Annotated in this window: 16 protein-coding genes; 9 read left to right on the forward strand and 7 right to left on the reverse strand. The window is 60.4% G+C overall.

Annotated elements, in window-relative coordinates; all coding sequences use genetic code 11:
• Positions 1 to 106: 106 nt before the first annotated feature.
• Complete coding sequence (locus ASD07_RS25325; RefSeq protein WP_055936953.1) at positions 107 to 1,288, forward strand: FimV family protein; 1,182 nt, start codon at positions 107 to 109, stop codon at positions 1,286 to 1,288.
• A 342-nt stretch (positions 1,289 to 1,630) separates the two neighbouring features.
• On the opposite strand, the gene ASD07_RS25330 is transcribed toward ASD07_RS25325, so the two are convergent.
• Both ASD07_RS25330 and ASD07_RS25335 read right to left on the reverse strand, forming a co-directional pair.
• The gene (locus tag ASD07_RS25330; RefSeq protein WP_055936956.1) at positions 1,631 to 1,897 is read right to left on the reverse strand and encodes a flagellar protein FliT; all 267 of its coding nucleotides are present in this window, start codon (positions 1,895 to 1,897) and stop codon (positions 1,631 to 1,633) included.
• Positions 1,898 to 2,059: 162 nt separating this feature from the next.
• Positions 2,060 to 2,875, reverse strand: a complete 816-nt coding sequence (locus ASD07_RS25335) for an HDOD domain-containing protein (protein WP_055936959.1) — start codon at positions 2,873 to 2,875, stop codon at positions 2,060 to 2,062.
• Between the two features lie 233 nt (positions 2,876 to 3,108).
• On the opposite strand from ASD07_RS25335, the gene ASD07_RS25340 reads away from it, so the two are divergent.
• The 3 genes from ASD07_RS25340 to ASD07_RS25350 all read left to right on the forward strand — a co-directional run bounded on the left by ASD07_RS25340 (position 3,109) and on the right by ASD07_RS25350 (position 6,071).
• Positions 3,109 to 5,160, forward strand: coding sequence for a M13 family metallopeptidase (locus ASD07_RS25340; RefSeq protein ID WP_082507560.1), 2,052 nt, complete (start codon positions 3,109 to 3,111; stop codon positions 5,158 to 5,160).
• 9 nt (positions 5,161 to 5,169) lie between these two features.
• A complete protein-coding gene (locus tag ASD07_RS25345) occupies positions 5,170 to 5,784 on the forward strand; it encodes a bifunctional 2-polyprenyl-6-hydroxyphenol methylase/3-demethylubiquinol 3-O-methyltransferase UbiG (protein ID WP_055936963.1) in 615 nt (204 codons plus the stop codon).
• A gap of 80 nt (positions 5,785 to 5,864) precedes the next feature.
• The gene (locus ASD07_RS25350) at positions 5,865 to 6,071 is read left to right on the forward strand and encodes a CsbD family protein (RefSeq protein ID WP_055936965.1); all 207 of its coding nucleotides are present in this window, start codon (positions 5,865 to 5,867) and stop codon (positions 6,069 to 6,071) included.
• Between the two features lie 65 nt (positions 6,072 to 6,136).
• Here the strand turns inward: ASD07_RS25350 and ASD07_RS25355 are convergent, their stop codons facing one another.
• The 4 genes from ASD07_RS25355 to ASD07_RS25370 form a co-directional block, all read right to left on the reverse strand.
• A complete protein-coding gene (locus ASD07_RS25355) occupies positions 6,137 to 6,823 on the reverse strand; it encodes a DUF2314 domain-containing protein (protein WP_055936968.1) in 687 nt (228 codons plus the stop codon).
• Between the two features lie 78 nt (positions 6,824 to 6,901).
• On the reverse strand, positions 6,902 to 7,564 hold the full coding sequence (locus ASD07_RS25360; RefSeq protein ID WP_055936971.1) for a glutathione S-transferase family protein: 663 nt from the start codon (positions 7,562 to 7,564) through the stop codon (positions 6,902 to 6,904).
• 411 nt (positions 7,565 to 7,975) lie between these two features.
• The gene (locus ASD07_RS25365) at positions 7,976 to 10,192 is read right to left on the reverse strand and encodes a S9 family peptidase (protein WP_055936974.1); all 2,217 of its coding nucleotides are present in this window, start codon (positions 10,190 to 10,192) and stop codon (positions 7,976 to 7,978) included.
• A gap of 80 nt (positions 10,193 to 10,272) precedes the next feature.
• Positions 10,273 to 11,640 (reverse strand): MATE family efflux transporter, encoded by a 1,368-nt coding sequence (locus ASD07_RS25370; protein WP_055936977.1) that lies wholly within the window; start codon positions 11,638 to 11,640, stop codon positions 10,273 to 10,275.
• A gap of 97 nt (positions 11,641 to 11,737) precedes the next feature.
• On the opposite strand from ASD07_RS25370, the gene ASD07_RS25375 reads away from it, so the two are divergent.
• From ASD07_RS25375 to ASD07_RS25395, 5 genes are all read left to right on the forward strand, one after another.
• Positions 11,738 to 12,433 (forward strand): beta/gamma crystallin-related protein, encoded by a 696-nt coding sequence (locus tag ASD07_RS25375; protein ID WP_055936980.1) that lies wholly within the window; start codon positions 11,738 to 11,740, stop codon positions 12,431 to 12,433.
• Between the two features lie 200 nt (positions 12,434 to 12,633).
• Positions 12,634 to 14,457: a hypothetical protein gene (locus ASD07_RS25380; protein ID WP_055936985.1), complete on the forward strand. Its 1,824-nt coding sequence runs from the start codon at positions 12,634 to 12,636 to the stop codon at positions 14,455 to 14,457.
• A 124-nt stretch (positions 14,458 to 14,581) separates the two neighbouring features.
• Positions 14,582 to 15,115, forward strand: coding sequence for a hypothetical protein (locus tag ASD07_RS25385; RefSeq protein ID WP_055936988.1), 534 nt, complete (start codon positions 14,582 to 14,584; stop codon positions 15,113 to 15,115).
• Between the two features lie 71 nt (positions 15,116 to 15,186).
• Entirely contained in the window at positions 15,187 to 16,053 is an 867-nt protein-coding gene (locus ASD07_RS25390) for a DnaJ C-terminal domain-containing protein (RefSeq protein WP_055936991.1), read from the forward strand.
• 3 nt (positions 16,054 to 16,056) lie between these two features.
• Positions 16,057 to 16,368, forward strand: a complete 312-nt coding sequence (locus tag ASD07_RS25395) for a chaperone modulator CbpM (RefSeq protein ID WP_055936994.1) — start codon at positions 16,057 to 16,059, stop codon at positions 16,366 to 16,368.
• A 12-nt stretch (positions 16,369 to 16,380) separates the two neighbouring features.
• Here ASD07_RS25395 and ASD07_RS25400 read toward each other — a convergent pair whose 3' ends face one another.
• The gene (locus ASD07_RS25400; protein ID WP_055936996.1) at positions 16,381 to 16,668 is read right to left on the reverse strand and encodes a hypothetical protein; all 288 of its coding nucleotides are present in this window, start codon (positions 16,666 to 16,668) and stop codon (positions 16,381 to 16,383) included.
• Between the last annotated feature and the right edge of the window lie 39 nt (positions 16,669 to 16,707).

Consider the following 16,707-nt stretch of genomic DNA (forward strand, 5'->3'; position numbering starts at 1 on the left):
TCTAACGCCAATGCGACTCGCCCTGCCGAGGCCTACAAAATCGGGATATTCTGCCGTTAATGAATACATTGAAGTAATAGGCCTGTCTTCCATGCTAAGCAAACGATTGACCATTCATGCCCTCGCGCTGCCGCTGCTTGCCGCCTTATGCGGCTCGTTGCGCGCCGCCGAACTGGGCGAGATCAAGGTCAATTCCCACGTTGGCCAGCAGCTTTCGGCGGATATTGAACTGGTCGACCTGACGGCGGCCGACCTGGCCGATGTGCAGGCAAAGCTGGCAAATCCAGACGTCTTTAAAGGCGCCAACGTGGCGATGCCGCCCGCGCTCAGCGGGCTGTATATTTCTATCGCCAGGCGCGATAACAAGCGCTTCGTGCACTTGACCACGCTGCAGCCGGTGCATGCCGATGCTTTGCACTTGTTCCTGGAGTTGAATAGTGGAGGACGGCAGATCATCCGCGCTGCCTCGATCTGGCTGACGCCGGAGCCGCCAGGGCAGCGGACAGTCAATCAAGCTGCGACGCCGGCTGCGGAGCCAATGCCTGCTGTTGCTGCTGCTGTTGCTGCGAAACCCGTCGTGCCGGATAACGGCGAGGCCGGATTGAGCGAGGCGGCGCAACGCGCCTTCGCGCACCGCCAGCAAGTCGCCTTGGCGAAGGCCCAGCAGCAGGCCGCCAATCCGGCACCGCAGGCGGCACCGCTTCCTGCGCCGAAGGCCGAGGCGAGCCGCGCGACCGAGGCGCCGCCGCCTTCCCGCAAGCCGACCGCAAAGCCCGCAGCCTCACCTGCGCCAATTGCCACTCCGCCGGCCAGCGCATCTGCCCAATCCTGCGCACCTGCCAAAGTGGTAGAGGCCCAAATCCGGCAATGCGAAGCCATGACAAGCAAACTGGCTGATATCGAAAGCAAAGTGCAGCGCCTGCAGACTGCCGTGGTGGCGCCCGCCGCCGTTGCGGCTGTCGCCAGCGCCACACCTGGGCCGGCGCCCGTACCCAAAACCGAAGCGGTTCCAGCGCCGGCCAAGCCAGGCGCAGCACCCGGCAAACCCGGCGCGACTCCAGTCAAGCCAGGTGTCGCCGCGGACCTGGCGGCCAACCCACGCAGCCGGCTGATGATGATTGCAGGTGGCGTGCTCGCCGGCCTGGCAGCACTTGCAGGCCTGATCTACTTCCTGCGCAAACGCCAGGCGAAGGGTCCGTTAAAGATCTGGCAATCCTTCCGCAGCAAGGGGAGTACGGAAGATGATGTGCCAGTCCTGGAAGACGCGGTGGAGGTTGCTGCACACTAGTAACTACCGTTGCATTCCAGTGCTGGACAAGATTTTTTTACCTGCGTTATACTGGGTTCACACGGACCGGGTTCTGCCGCAGTCACCACCGATAGCGTGACGCGAACCGCAGAGCGACGTTGATGAAACGACCCCTTCCGGAAGCAGTTCATAGCCGACTGAGGCGATCTGAACGCCGGGTGCAACCGGCGCTGAGGCGACACCAGGAGATACCTGGTGCTCGCCCCTCCCAATTCCAAGGCGCCCCAAGCGGGCGCCTTTGTTTTGTCCGCATTCGTTCCTGACCCCAAGGTGGACAAAATAAAAAAGCGCCCGGAGGCGCTTTCTTTGCGTTCGCTGGAATCAGCCGTTCAGGCGATCCTGCCAGGCATCGGTCACGTCGCGGATGGCGCGGTCGTTGGCCATGATCTGTTTCAGCAGTTCAATCTTGCGCTGGCGGGCATCGCCCTGCAGCGGAGCCGCACCACCCATCAGGGCTACCGAAGTCGCTGCGCACTGGTTTTCCATGCGGTCGAGCGAATCCCAGTCGCTGGCTTGCGCGGCGCCTACCATCTGGCTGGTCAAACCGGCAATTTTTTCGTAGGTAGCGAGAACTTGGGTCGAGGACATTTTGAGCCTTGGATTCTGTGCGCGGAGTACCGCATGTCAGGATTAACGTCAGGCTCGGAAGGAACTTTAGGGTCGTTTTGAAAAATAATTGGAAAATTCCCAAAAAAATTGCCGTTGCGCCCCCATCCCAAGGGTCGCAACGGCAAATCTCAAGCAAAGCGGTCAGGAGATCAGTTCGTCGAGGCCGGCGCTCAGCTCATCCAGCGATGGCATTTGATCAATCAGGGCGTTTTCTTCCAGCCCCAGGCTTTCGGCCACTGCGCTTGGATAGCAGGCAGCGATTTGTTCTGGGGTCAGTTTGTTCTCGTCAACGCGGGCGCGCCAGCAAGCCAGGTGAATCACCGCAGCCAGCTCGTTCTCACCCGGATTGGGGATGGCGGCAATGGTTTCGGCGAAGGTCGGCGGGAATTTCCAGCGGCTGGCCAACTCGGCGCCGACGTCGGCATAGGTGTAACCCAGCGCGGCTTTTTCGGTGTCCAGGCGGCGCTCATCCAGCGGGCCGGCTTCCTTGTCGAGCGCTTTGGCCTGCTCAGGCATGCCGGCGTGGATCACGAGCTGGCCGATCGCATGCATCATGCCGATGGTGAAGGCGAGGTCGGTGTTTTGCTTGCAAGCCTTGGCGATGAATTTGGCTCCCACCGCGGTGCGCAGGCTGTAGCGCCAGAACTGGCGCAGGTCCATCCCGGGCACGGTCTTGAAGCCGCTCACCAGCCCGGAGCTGATCACCAGGGTGCGCACGGTGACGAAGCCCAGCATCAGGATGGCATCTTCCACGGTGCCGATCGAGCGCGACACATGGTAATAGGCGGAGTTGGCCAGGCGCAGCAGCTTGGCACTCAGCACCGGGTCGGCTGACAGTTTCTTGGCGATTTCCTCGGTGGAGACGCTGGCCTTGTCGAAGCTGCTGATCAATTCGTCAACAACCTTCGGGGCGGTTGGCAACGCAGTTGGATTCTGGAACAGTGCTTCGAGCTTCATGAAAAATCTCCTCTAAATTCGGCGTTGCTGTGGGTGAAACTATATAGCGATTCCAGAGGGGAGTGCAGCAAGTTTTTCGACAAACGTTGACAGGGCCGCACAGCATTCCCAGCTTTTTGCATTTGATCCCGGGAATTTGCAGTCTGTCGCAATTGGGCGATGCTGCGCCTGTGTTGCCGTTAGAGTGCAACCTGGCTCATTCCGCCACTTATAACTAGATAGGGATACAAAAAATGCAAGCATCCACTCGCGTCACGCCGCTCAAGCTGGCCATTACCCTGGCCTTCTGTGGAGCCGCTTTCGGGCTGGCCCCGGCGATTGCCCAACAGGCAACCCCGGCCCCAGCCGCGCAAACGCAGGACGCCGCCCCGCTGCCGGGCGACGATTTCTTTGGCCATGTGAACGCCGAATGGCTGGCCAAGACCCAGATCCCGGCCGACAAAGGCAGCTGGGGCGCAGGTTCCGCCCTGGGCGACGCGACCAATGAGCGCATCGTCAAGCTGATCGACGAAACCGCTGCCAAGTCGCCCACCGGCGATACCCGCCGCGTGACGGACTTCTATCGCAGCTTCATGGATGAAGCGGCCATCGAAGCGCATGGCCTGAAATCGCTCAAGCCGGAGCTGGAAAAGATCGACGCCATCAAGGACAAGGCCGCCCTGGTGCGCGCGCTGGCCGCTTCCATCCGCGCCGACGTGGACCCGTTGAATTCCACCAATTTCTACACCGAGAACCTGTTCGGCATCTGGATCGCCCAGGGCCTGACCGACCCGAACCACTACACCCCCTACATCCTGCAAGGCGGCCTGGGCATGCCGGACCGCGCCTACTACCTGGACGACAACCAGCGCATGCACCAGTTGCGCACCGCCTACCAGGCCCACATCGCCGCCATGCTGAAACTGGCCGGCTACAGCGAACCGGAAGCCCGCGCCGCGCGCGTTTATGAACTGGAGCGCAAACTGGCGCAGGCCCACGGCAGCCGTGAAGATTCCGCCGATATCCAGAAAGCCAACAACAGCTGGACCATGCGTGACTTCGCCGCCAAGGCGCCTGGCATGGACTGGCGCGCTTTCTTCCGCGCCGCCGGCCTGGGCAAGCAGAACAAATTCATCGTCTACCACCCGAGCGCGATCACCGGCAGCGCAGTGCTGGTGAACGAGATGCCGCTGCAGGCCTGGAAAGACTTCCTGGCCTTCCACACTGTGAATCACTTCGGCGGCTTCCTGCCGAAAGCCTTCGTCGACCAGCGTTTCGAGTTCTATGGCCGCACCATGAACGGCACGCCGCAGCTGTCGCCGCGCTGGAAGCGCGGCCTGGGCGCAGTCAATGGCGCGCTGCCGGATGCTGCCGGCAAGATGTACGTCGAGCGCTACTTCCCGGCAGAAGCCAAGGCACGCCTGCAAACCATGGTGTCGAATATCGTCGACTCCTTCCGCAAGCGCGTCGATGCGCTGGACTGGATGGCGCCGGCCACCAAGAAGGAAGCGCAGGAAAAGCTGCGCACCCTGTATGTGGGCGTAGGCTATCCGGACAAATGGACTTCCTACGAAGGCCTGGAAATCAAGCCTGACGACGCAATGGGCAACGCGCTGCGCGCCGAGCAGTTCCACTACAAGCAGCAACTGGCAAAACTGGGCAAGAAAGTTGATCCAACCGAATGGTGCATGCCGCCCCACGTGGTGAACGCGGTGAACATGCCGATGCAGAACGCGCTGAACTTCCCGGCCGCGATCCTGCAGCCGCCGTTCTTCGACATGAAGGCCAGCGATGCGCTGAACTACGGCGCGATCGGCGCGGTGATCGGCCACGAAATCAGCCACAGCTTCGACGACCAGGGCGCCCAGTTCGACTCCAAAGGCCGCCTGCGCGACTGGTGGACCAAGGAAGACGGCGAGCACTTCAAGCAAGCTGCTGCCAAGCTGGTAGCGCAGTACGACTCCTATGAAGCCTTCCCCGACCTGAAGCTGAACGGCACACTGACCCTGAGCGAAAACCTGGCCGACCTGGCCGGCCTCGCTGCAGCGCTGGATGCCTATCACGTTTCGCTGGGCGGTAAAGTCACCCCTGCGCAAGACCGTGATTTCTTCAATGGCTACGCCGCGAGCTGGGCCAACAAAGCGCGTGACGCCTCACTGCGCAACCAGGTCATGACCGACGGCCACTCGCCGGCAAAGTGGCGCACTTACACCGTGCGCAACCTGGACGCGTGGTACCAGGCCTACGACGTGAAGCCGGGGCAGAAGCTTTACCTGGCGCCGGAACAGCGCGTGCGCGTCTGGTAAAGTAGGGGAATGGACGACATCGAGCAGATCACCCGCCGCACGCTGGAGCATTACGAGCGCAATGCGCAAGCCTTCCTGGAAGGCACGCGCGACCACGACGTAAGCCAGAACATCGCGGCGCTGCTCGATGCGATTGAAGGAACACCTCCGTTCCGCATTCTTGATTTGGGCTGCGGCCCCGGCCGCGACCTGCGCACCTTCAAGTCACTTGGGCATGAGCCGGTCGGCCTCGACGGCTCGGCTCACTTCGTGGAGATGGCGCAGCGCTGGAGCGGCTGCACCGTACTGCACCAGGATTTTGTCGCGTTGGACTTGCCGGCTGAATCGTTCGACGGCATCTTCGCCAATGCATCCCTGTTCCACGTTCCCAGTGCCGTATTACCCGCTGTAATCGCGCACCTGCTTGCAGCGTTAAAGCCGCGCGGCGTGCTGTTCAGCTCCAACCCGCGTGGCCACAATGAAGAAGGCTGGAACGGCCCACGCTACGGTTGTTACTACGATTTTGAGACCTGGTCGGAAGTGCTCACCACGGCAGGCTTCGAACCAGTCAACCACTATTACCGCCCGGCAGGCTTGCCGCGGGACCAGCAACCATGGCTGGCTTCAGTCTGGCGTAAAGGTTAGTTCTGTTAGCTTGCGTACAGTGGCTCTCGATGCCTGTTCGTATGATTTGCTCGTCGCACTTTTTTAATGAGGAGTGGATCATGAACAAGGACCAAGTGAAGGGCAAGGCTAAGGAAATCGGCGGTAAGATCCAGGAGGAAGCCGGTGAACTGGTGGGCAGCTCGAAGCAGCAGGTGAAGGGTGTCGCCAACCAGGTCGAAGGCAAGCTGCAGAAACAGCGCGGCGACCTGCGTGAAGCGATCGACGACGCCACTGACGAGCTGATCGACCGAGGCAATCGCCAGTAATAGCTGCCAAGGGCCAGGATGCACGAGGTGCACGCTGGCCCTTTTCTTTTTTGCTGATAGGTCAGTCAGCTGCCGATGGTGACATACGACTCTACCCCGACATGCTCATCGAAGGCCGCTCTTTCCGCATCGCTCATTTTGGAGCGCGCATATCGCAAGGAATATCCGCCGTGGAGCTTGCCCTCATCATTGATCATCCAATCTTTGACTTCGCTATCTGGCACTTCAATTTGGTCCCCCACAAGGTATTCTTTGAACCCTGAAGGCAATTCAAAAATCTCGCCGACAAATCCGACGCTATCGTGAGAGACAACAGACAGCCATATATAGGCGCGGTAGTCGGGCTCCGAAAGCAACGTTTTCACCAGAGGGAATTTCTGCTGTGAGGCGTCGACGAGCAAATGTCGAAATTCTCCCAACGTATCTTGTGCAGCGACGATCGTCGCTTGAAATTCCTCATTATCCTTGCTGACGAATGAGAATCGTGCCCCGGGGTCCAAATCGGGCTTTCTGCCTAATTTGCGCCTCAGCATCTGCCAATCGTACCAACAATTTTCCGGATCAAGATCCGCATACCCGCGACTTTCCGCCATCGATTCGAAATGCTCTTTGGAGACCATCATGACGGAGGCCTTATCCCTGAGGGCGAGTACCTCATCCTCATCGAGCGGACTACCCTTCTCGTCTTCCATATTCACCAACAGCACGCCAAGTGCTGGGATAAATAGAGGAACCAGTTCTTCGTTGCTCATATTGTTCAGTCCTAATACCCGTCTTGATTGCTGGATGGGCAATTGTAGATGAACTTGTTCATCAAGATGAGCCAAGGCTTATTCCTCTCCGGTAGGTACGCCCAGCGGGAACATGTGCCGGTATGGCTTCGCTTCCGCCCAGCAGCGGACAAATGAAGGGCGTTCGCGCAGGCGGCGCAGGTAGGCCATGACGTGTTCGTGTTTTTCGGGAATCGGGTGCGACCAGTGGGCGTACAGCAGGAATGGGGCGGCGCCGCAGTCGGCCATGCTGAACTCTTCTCCGGCAGCCCAGGTGCGGCTTGCCATGATTTTGTCCAGCCAGGCGTAGGCGCTATCGAGCTTGCGGCGTGCTTCGGCCACGCCATGCGGGTCGCGTGCACCCTCGGGGCGCAGCACGTCGGCGACCAGCTTTTGCTGCGGTGTGGCGATGTGGTTGTCGAAGAAGCGGTCCATCATGCGTACTTCCAGCGCGCCTTTGGGATCGGCGGGCAGCAGCTTGACCGGTCCCGGATAGTAAAGCGCCAGGTGCTCGATGACGATGCTGGCCTCGACCACCATGCGCTCGCCGTCCAGCAGGATGGGGAACTTCTGGATTGGCCAGATTTGGGCGAACTGCTGGCAGTTGCTGGCGTGGTCGGGTGACAGCATGCGGTACTCGAACGGCGTGCCGTTTTCATAGAGCGCAATCAGTGCTTTCATCGAATAGGAAGAGAGGGGATGGTAGAACAGCTGCAGGGACATGATGCCTCCGTCGGTAGTGGGTGATCGTATCACTACGACGGATGAGGCATTCCTAATTCGACAGTGCTCCGCTTATTTCATGTAGGAGATTAATAGGATCTCCAGGACGAAGCACACCATCAATATGCCAACCATCCAGTTTGCAATGATCCTGGATGCGCGATCTTCATCACTCAAGGATCTTGATAGCCATTGTTTCATTGGTGACCTCCTGATATGGACTGAGTTTGACATGCCCTGGCTTAATTGCAAGCAAGCTCAAGCGAAAGGTGGACTTTGTAAAGTACGAACGCGGCAACAACGACTGCAATGATGGAAGTGCATAAGTTGGGATAATGCCGCGTCCACGGCAAAGAAAAAGCCCGCCGGCTTGCGCGGGCGGGCTGGCAGGCGAGGGCGCTTGCCCGGGCCTTAATTCGATTCCGGTTTCAGGTGCTTGCGGAAGAAGGCGTCGATGTAGGTTTGCACGTGGCGCTTGGCGAGGCGGTTCGACACGCCGTGCTTGGCGCCCGGGTAGGTCATCAGCTCGAACTGCACGCCGCGGTTCACCAGCGCGTCGATCATCTTGGTGGTATTGGTGAACAGGACGTTATCGTCCGCCATGCCGTGAATCAGCAGCAGCTTCGACTTCAGGCCATCGACGTGGTAGAACACGTTCGATTGCTTGTAGCCTTCCACGTTGTCGCTTGGACGATCCATGAACTGCTCGGTGTAGTGCGTGTCGTACAGGCCCCAGTCGGTCACCGGCGCGCCGGACACGCCAGCGGCGATCTTGTCCGAACCTTGCGACAGCAGGCGCAGGGTCATGAAGCCGCCGTAGCTCCAGCCGTACACGCCAATGCGCTTGGCGTCCACGAACGACTGCTGGCCCAGCCAGTCGATACCGGTCAGCTGGTCTTCCACTTCCACCTTGCCCAGGTTGCGGTAGATGGCGTCGGTGAACACCCGTTCGCGGCGCGAGGAGCCGCGGTTATCCAGGCGGAAGACCACATAGCCTTGCTGCGCCATGTACTGGTCGAACTGCGCGCCATCCCACTTGCGGGTCACGTGCTGCGAGTGCGGACCGCCATAGGTGGACAGGTAGACCGGATACTTCTTGCCGGCGTCGAACTTGTACGGCTTGATCATCGAGTAGTACAGGGTCTGGCCATCCTTCGCCTTCATATTGCCGAATTCGACCGGCAACTGGTCCGGCTTGTACTTGAAGTAGGGATGCGACTCGTTGACTTCATTCTTTTCCAGCCAGCTCACGAGCGCGCCGTCCGGGCGGCGGATCCCCACTTGCGGCGGGGTTGCCGGGTCGGACCAGGTATCCACGAACACTTCACCGTGCTTGGAGAAGGACGCATCGTGCCAGCCGTCCGCCTGGGTGATGCGCTTTGGCTTGTCGGCAGTGGAACCATCCAGCTTCAGCTCGTAGACCTGCTTGTCGTAAGCCGCATCCTTGTTGGAGGAGACGAAGACCTTGCCGGCCTTCTCGTCGACAGCCAGCACGTCGTCGAAGCCCCACTCGCCTTTGGAGATGGCGTGTTTCAGCTTGCCGTCCATGCCGTAGAAGTACAGGTGGTTGCGGCCAGTGCGCTCGGACGACCAGATGAAGCCCTTGCCGCTTTCGAGGAAGCGCAGGTCGTCATTGATGGTGGTCCAGGTCTGCGCGGTTTCCGCCAGTACCGGGCGCTGCGCCAAGGTGGCCGCGTCGACCGCAATCAGCTCCAGCGTCTTCTGGTCGCGCGACTGGCGCTGGAAGAACAGCGACTTGGAATCCTTGCTCCAGTCGGCACGCACCAGGTAGATATCCTTGTTGGCGCCCAGGTCCACCTCGCGGATCTCGCCGCCGGCAGGCGAGACGATCTTCAGGCCCACGATGGCGTTCTTGTCGCCGGCGGCTGGATAACGCTGCTCCACCACATCGGTGCGGTCGGCATAGATCTCGAAGCGGCGTGCCACCGGCACCTGCGCTTCATCGTACCAGCGGAAGGCGATCGCGGAATCGTCCGGCGCCCAGTAGTAGCCGGTGAATTGGTGCATCTCTTCCTGTGCCACGAACTCGGCCTCGCCGTTATGCACGGTGCCCTTGCCGTCGGTGGTCAGCTGGCGTTCCTTGCCGGTCGCCAGGTCGATCACGAACAGGTTCTGGTCGCGCACGAAGGAAACGTATTTGCCCTTGGGCGAAATCTTCGGATCGATCACGCTGCCCGATGCCACCAGGCGCGCGCTGTCAGGCTTGGACAGGTCCACCAGGTACAGGTTGCCGGCCAGCGGCACCAGCAGTTGTTTGCCATCCGGCGACCAGTTGTAGGAAATGATGCCTTTCAGCGCCGCGGTGCGGGCGCGTTCGCGCAGCGCTTTTTCAGCGTCGGACAGGTTCTCGACCGGGACCAGGGCCTTGGAGTCGACCAGACGGCGCGTGGTCTTGTCCTTCATATTGTATTCCCACAGGTCCATCTGGTACTGGTCGTCCGCGCGGGCGCGCAGGAAGGTGACGCGGGCGCCGTCCGGCGAGACTTTGAGGGCACGCACGCCGGGGCCGGATAAGGCCGGATCGGCGTACAGGCGATCCAGCGTCAGGCGTTCGGCGGAAGCAGTACCGGCGGCCAGCAGGGCTGCCAGGGTGAGGATAAGGCGCATTGTTTGTCCCGGAATGGTTTACTTACGAATCGCAAGACAATACCAGAACCCCCTCCCGCGGATATTCGGAATGCTAAGCCCTATGCCGTTTTTCCTTCGGCCACCCGGGAATTCGACAGTGTGCGCAAATAGGCTGTGAGCAAAATGGCAGCAATCGTCAGGCCAAGTACCAGCCCGATCCAGAAGCCGGCCGCCGCCATTTCTTTCCCCAATCCCAGCAGGCAGCCGACCGGCAGCGCAAAGACCCAGAAGGCCAATAGCTGGATCAGCATCGGCCCGCGCGTCACCTTGTAGCCGCGAATCGCGCAAGCCGCCGCCACTTGGGTTGCGTCGGACAGCTGGAACAGCGCGGCAAACAGCAGCAGGGTGACGCAAGTCTGCTGCACGGCGGCATCGCTGGTGTAAGCGGCCGCGATCTCATTGCGGAACAGGGCAATGAAGGCTGCCGACACCACCGCAAACGCCAGCGACATGCCGAGCCCGACCCACGACGCCGAACGGGCGCGGTGCGCATCGCCTTCGCCCAGCGCCTGGCCGACGCGCGTCACCATGCCGATGCCCAGGCTAAGCGGCACCATGAATACCAGCGACGAAAAGTTCAGCGCAATCTGGTGCGCCGATTGTTCGATGACGCCGAAACGGGCCACCAGCAGGGCCACCGCACCGAACGCGCTGACCTCGGCGAAGTAGGTGACGCCGATCGGCAGGCCGAGCTTCAGCATGCTGCGGATTTCCGGCCAGTGCGGCCACTCCCAATGGGTGAAAGGGAAGGTGGCGCGATAGGCCGGCGAAATGCGCATCCACAGCAGCATGGCGCCTAGCATCAGCCACATGCAGATGCCGGTCGACACCGCGCAACCCACGCCGCCCATGGCCGGCAGGCCCCAATGGCCAAAGATCAGCAGCCAGTTGACGAAGACATTGAAGGCGAGCCCGAACAGGGCGATCACCATCACCGGCTTGGTCTGGTTGATACTGGTGCTGTAGCCATACAGCGCACGGTAGCAGGCGAACGGCGGCAGGCCGATGCTGATGAAGTGCACAAACAGGGACGCGCGCTGGTTCACTTCCGGCGCCAATTGCAGGTGGTCGAACAGCAGGGTGCACAGGTTGGCCAGCACCATGGCGAGCAGGCCGACGCCCAAGCCTTTCCACAAGCCCTGGCGCACCAGGTGTGGAATGCGGTGGTAGCTGCCGGCGCCCACTTCATGCGCCACCAGCGTGTTCATTGCCATCATGGTGCCCATCACGGTTACCAGTACGATGGACCAGATCGCGGCGCCGGTCGACACCGCAGCCAGCTCGGAAGCCCGGGTGTGGCCGGTCATCGCCACGTCCGCCACCGCCATGCCGACAGTGGCGAGCTGCCCAATCAATACTGGCCAGGCCAATTTCCATAATGCTGTTGCTTCGTTGCGTAAATTGGCGGTCAAAATCGTGGTTGGCATGTGTTGCGCAGTAGGAATTTGTTACAAGGTAGGGTAGTCTAACGGCCTTTGCGCCGCGTTAGAGCGCTTAGGATGCCTGAATACCGGAGATTTAGTAATGAAGAATACCTTGACCGCCGCTTTCCTGCTGGCCACTTCCCTTCTTGGCCAGGCCGCTTCGGCTGGTGAAATGCAGCTCTTCTCGCGCGAAGACTTCCGCGGCCAGCGCGTGGTGATCGCCGACGGCGCCGCCAACGATTTCCGTGACTTCGATTTCAACGATCGCGCCTCGAGCCTGGTGGTACGTTCCGGGACTTGGGAGCTGTGCGAGCACGTGAATTTCCAGGGCCATTGCGCCGTGTTCGAGCGCGGCGAATATCCAAACCTGCGCCAGTTCAACAATAACTTCTCGTCCGCGCGCGAGATTGACCGCCGCCGCGACCGGGACCACGGTGGAAGCGGGGGCTGGGGCCGTGCAATTCGCGGCGACCGCGACGACCGTTGGCAAGAAGAGCGCCGTGAAGAGCGTCGCGAAGAACGCCGTGACTACCGCGAAGAGGCGCGCGGCCCGGCGGTGGAACTGTTCAATGACAACGGCTTCCGCGGCCGCGTCGTGCAGATCAACAATGACCTGAACACCATGCGCAACGTCAATTTCAATGACAACGCCAACTCGATGGTCGTCAACTACGGCACCTGGGAAGCCTGTGAGCATGCTGATTTCGGCGGCCAGTGCCGCGTGTTCGCGCCAGGCCGTTACCCGGACCTGAGGGACTTCAGCGACCGCATCTCGTCGATCCGCCGCGTCCGCTGATCGCCACATGCCCCCGAAAAAACGCGCTTCCCAGCGCGTTTTTTTTCGTTGGTGCGGCGCGCGTATTTTGCGCAACACCAGATTTGAAGCGGCTTCCCGGCCTGTGTTAGCATTGCTTTCTAGTACTAATAGTTGTGAGATAGAAATATTAATAGTGACTATTAGACAAAAATAGACGATGCTAACAACCCGAGGGAAGAATGAAATTCAACAAACTGATTTTGGCTGGTGCCGTGAGCATGGCATTGGCCGCATGCGGCGGTGGCGGCAGCGATTCGAACAGCGCGGCGCCACCGGTGCAGACGTCGCCGGTTTCGGTAGTATTTAACGGTACGGCAGCCGTGGGCGCCCCACTGGCCGGCAGTGTGACCGTCAAGGATTCGAAAGGCGCCACCAAGGTCGCCCAGATCGGCGACAACGGTGCTTACTCGGTCGATGTGACCGGCATGACCGGCCCGTTCGTATTCCGCGCCTCGGGCATGGCCAATGGCCGTACCTACACGGTGCACTCAGTCGCCACCAGCGCCGACGCCACCGGCAAGATCAATATCACCCAGCTGACCGACCTGATTGCCGCAAACGTGGGCGGCCAGCTCGCAGCCGACTATTTCGACCAGTTCGACAAAAACGCTGCCACCGCAACTGCAAGCACGATCGATGCCGAAGTCGCCAAGCTGAAAGAAAAGCTGCAGCCTATCCTGACCGCGCTGGGCGTCGATGCCAATGCCGACCTGCTGCGTACCCCGTTCACCCCGCTGACCAGCCCGCTTGATAAAGCCCTGGACGCGATCCAGGTGTCGGTCGATACTACCACCTCCGTGGCAACCATCAGCACCACCGCCAATGCCTCCGTCATCACCGACGACCTGAAGCAGAAGGCCACCGCCGAAACCAACCCGCTGAAACTGGCTGCGGACAATATCAGCACTGCGACTACCGATGCCCCGCTGGTGAAGAAAGCGCTGACCGACTTTATCGGCCAGTTCGCCAACGGCCAGCCGACCGTTGAAGCGCTGCTCCCATTTGTTTCCGACGGCTTCCTCCACGATGACGTGGGCGCCAAGGACTTCCTCCGTCAGCTGGTCAGCGAAACTGTACTGGTAGGCGCGACCTTCAGCGATTTCGAGATCCACCAGGTCGATTACAGCGATCCGGCCAAGGTCACTGCACGCGTGTCGTTCACTGTGAAGACCAAGGGCGGCCAGATCCTGGACCGCCTGGAAAACTGGAAAATCCGCAAGAGCCCGACCGACGGCGTATGGCGCCTGCACGGCAACCAGCGTGCGCTTGAACTGGAAGCGTTTGCCAGCATGACCAAGCTGGTTAATGCCGGCGGCACCTGCTACCGCACCGGCCTCAACTTCAACATCGTTGACCGCAACCCGGCCAACAACACGACCGCTGGCCTGGTCGACCACATCGTAGTAATGGGCCCAGGCTTGCCGCAGGCAGGCCTGCGCTATAACGTGGCAGGCTGGGGCCAAGAGTGGCGCAACACCGTCAATTCGTCGACCACCTATGTCATGGGCACCGACTGCAGCGGCACGATTTCGCCGATGGGTGATGATGGCATTGCGCGCCTGCCTGACAACGCGGCCTATGTGCTGACCGCGTACGACGCATCCAATGCCAAGCTCTCCTTCGCTTCCGGCAGCGCCGACGGCACTTACGTGCTGAAAGTACAGCGCCGTCCACTGAACCTGAGCGAAACGAAAGCCAGCACCGGCTTCCCGACGCTGTCGGAGCAGAGCCTGGCAGCGCTGGCGAGCTTCAGCACCCGCGACCTCACGCTGGCAGTCTCCGGCGTCAATCCAGGCACGGTGACCTGGCTCTCCATCTGGGAAGAAACCTCGCTGATCGGCAACGGTCTGGAATCGACCGAATCGCCGACTGCGGCAGGCACTTTCAGCACCAATTTCAAGCTCACGGCACTGGCAGCAGGCGAGACAGTCAAGGCGCGTTCGGTGCGGATCGAGTCCACGGATACTTACCGCCGCTATATGCAGACCGTATATAACCGCTAAGCTGCGGCTACTCCACGACAAGAAGCGCCTTCAATTTGAAGGCGCTTTTTTTTGGCAATGTTTATTGCTGTTTTGAGAATGAAACCGTACACTGGCGCGCTCCCAACAATGGAATTGCGGACGTATGAAAGTTCTTTCCTTGAAGTGCGTGAACTGCGGTGCCGGCCTCGAAGTGAAGCAGGACATCGACGACTTTGCTTGTGGCTACTGCGGTGTTCAGCAACACGTTGAACGCAGTGGCAGTATTGTCTCCTTGAGCCGATTGGAAGACGCACTGGACGACGTCAAGCTGGGTACAAACCGGGCTGCATCCGAACTTGCACTTGAGCGCCTTCAAACCGACGTCGTAGCCATTTACAAGAAAAGAGATCGTGAAGTGCGCGCTTTGCTGGATGCCAATCACAAGAATAATGTTCGAATCGGATTGGGGCTCACTCTCTGCGTAGCCTTCTCCATGGGAATCTTTGGCCCGTTGTATGGCATGCCGCTCATCTTTATCGGCTGTTTTATTGGGTCGCGCTTCATGAAATCTGTCGCCAGAGATAAAAGGGCCATCGAAGCAAACGCCGAAGCAACGGCCAGCCCCTTGAAGGCGCAGATAGCTCGCCATCAGTCGATCATTGACTCCTATGACTTCGGAACCCAGGGTGCGAAATGAACGAATGATCGCGAAGCCACATCCGGCGATTTCCTGATAACCTATCCTCTCCTTCACAGAGAGGGTAAAGCGTGGAATACAAGGACTACTACGCCACGCTGGGAGTCGCCAAGACTGCCAGCGAAGACGAGATCAAGAAGGCTTACCGCAAGCTGGTCCGCAAATATCACCCGGACGTCAGCAAGGAAGCGGATGCCGATGCCCGCACCAAGGAGCTGAACGAAGCTTATGGCGTGCTGGGCGATGCCGAAAAGCGTGCTGCCTACGATTCGCTGGGCAGCGGCCAGTACCATGCTGGCCAGGAATTCCGTCCGCCACCGGACTGGGGCGGCGGCTTTGAAGGGGCCAGCGCCGAAGACTTCTTTGCCGACCTGTTTGCCCATGTGGGCGGGCAGCGCGGCGGCCGCCAGGGCTTCCGCATGCGTGGCGAAGACATCCATGCCGTCCTCGAAATCAGCCTGCTCGATTCCTATCATGGCGCCCAGCGCGAGATCTCCCTGGGCCGCCAGCGCAATCTCAAAGTCAGCATTCCAAAAGGCGTGACGGCCGGCCAGCAATTGCGCTTGGGAGGGCAGGGCCAGCCCGGCGCGAATGGTGCCGAGGCAGGTGATCTTTTCCTCGAAATCGCTTTCCAGGCCGATGACCGTTATCGCGTCGAAGGCCGCGACGTTTATGAGAAGGTCCCGATCCCGCCGTGGCTTGCTGCGCTGGGCGGCGAGCGTGATGTGAGCACGCCCTCCGGCCGCGTGACCGTGACCGTACCGTCCAATTCGCAAAGCGGCCGCAAGCTGCGCCTGAAAGGGCGCGGCATTCCCGCTGCCAATACCTCCGGTACGGCCGGCGACCTCTACCTGACGTTGGAAATCTTTGCCCCGCCGGCCGATACACCCGAGCGGCGCGCGCTATACGAACAAATGCAACGCGAAATAGGAGGATGAGCGATGCCAAAGGAAGAGATTGTGGAAGGCGTTCCGCTTGAATACCAAGCGTTGACGCTGGATGAACTGGCGCGCGCCTGTGCCGTCGAGCCGGAATGGGTCGTGCACCACGTGCAGCGCGGTATCCTGATCGGCAGGGAGGGGGGCGGCATCGAAACCCTGCAATTCACCAGCGTGGACTTGGGGAGGGCGCGTCGCCTGGCCCAGCTTGAGCGGGATTTCGATGCGGACGAAGATTTGGCGGCGCTGGTAGTGGATTTGTGCGACGAAGTCCGCCGCCTGAAATCGCGCCTGCGCGCCGCCGGAATGGCTTAGCCGCTTGGCTGCCTAGCGTTGCTGGTCACGGCCGCCGCGATTGTCGCGGTTGCCGGTGTTGCCTTCTTCCTCATCCATCAAGTCATCGCGACTGCCTTGGCGCTGGCCCTGGCCGACGTCGCTCTGCTTGTTGCCGCGGCTCTGATCGGATTGCTTGTTGCCGCTCTCCTGGTCGGATTGCTGATTGCCTCCGGTCAGGTTTTCGCGCTGGCCTTGTTGACGGTTACCGCCACTTTGGCCTGCTTGACCAGCCTGGTTGCGCCAATCATCCGATTGCTCGCTATCTTTGCGTGATGCCATGATCGCTCTCCTTTGTGTTGAAGCGATTCCATGCTAGGC

The sequence above is a fragment of the Duganella sp. Root336D2 genome (assembly GCF_001425005.1).
Taxonomy (GTDB): Bacteria; Pseudomonadota; Gammaproteobacteria; order Burkholderiales; family Burkholderiaceae_D; genus Rugamonas.

Bases quoted from the DNA above. Each gene is read 5' to 3' on its own strand.
- ASD07_RS25375 (WP_055936980.1), top strand. From the start codon at position 11,738: ATGAAGAATACCTTGACCGCCGCTTTCCTGCTGGCCACTTCCCTTCTT.
- ASD07_RS25395 (WP_055936994.1), top strand. From the start codon at position 16,057: ATGCCAAAGGAAGAGATTGTGGAAGGCGTTCCGCTTGAATACCAAGCG.
- ASD07_RS25335 (WP_055936959.1), bottom strand. From the start codon at position 2,875: ATGAAGCTCGAAGCACTGTTCCAGAATCCAACTGCGTTGCCAACCGCC.
- ASD07_RS25355 (WP_055936968.1), bottom strand. From the start codon at position 6,823: ATGAGCAACGAAGAACTGGTTCCTCTATTTATCCCAGCACTTGGCGTG.
- ASD07_RS25340 (WP_082507560.1), top strand. From the start codon at position 3,109: ATGCAAGCATCCACTCGCGTCACGCCGCTCAAGCTGGCCATTACCCTG.
- ASD07_RS25385 (WP_055936988.1), top strand. From the start codon at position 14,582: ATGAAAGTTCTTTCCTTGAAGTGCGTGAACTGCGGTGCCGGCCTCGAA.
- ASD07_RS25370 (WP_055936977.1), bottom strand. From the start codon at position 11,640: ATGCCAACCACGATTTTGACCGCCAATTTACGCAACGAAGCAACAGCA.
- ASD07_RS25345 (WP_055936963.1), top strand. From the start codon at position 5,170: ATGGACGACATCGAGCAGATCACCCGCCGCACGCTGGAGCATTACGAG.
- ASD07_RS25350 (WP_055936965.1), top strand. From the start codon at position 5,865: ATGAACAAGGACCAAGTGAAGGGCAAGGCTAAGGAAATCGGCGGTAAG.
- ASD07_RS25380 (WP_055936985.1), top strand. From the start codon at position 12,634: ATGAAATTCAACAAACTGATTTTGGCTGGTGCCGTGAGCATGGCATTG.
- ASD07_RS25365 (WP_055936974.1), bottom strand. From the start codon at position 10,192: ATGCGCCTTATCCTCACCCTGGCAGCCCTGCTGGCCGCCGGTACTGCT.
- ASD07_RS25400 (WP_055936996.1), bottom strand. From the start codon at position 16,668: ATGGCATCACGCAAAGATAGCGAGCAATCGGATGATTGGCGCAACCAG.
- ASD07_RS25360 (WP_055936971.1), bottom strand. From the start codon at position 7,564: ATGTCCCTGCAGCTGTTCTACCATCCCCTCTCTTCCTATTCGATGAAA.
- ASD07_RS25330 (WP_055936956.1), bottom strand. From the start codon at position 1,897: ATGTCCTCGACCCAAGTTCTCGCTACCTACGAAAAAATTGCCGGTTTG.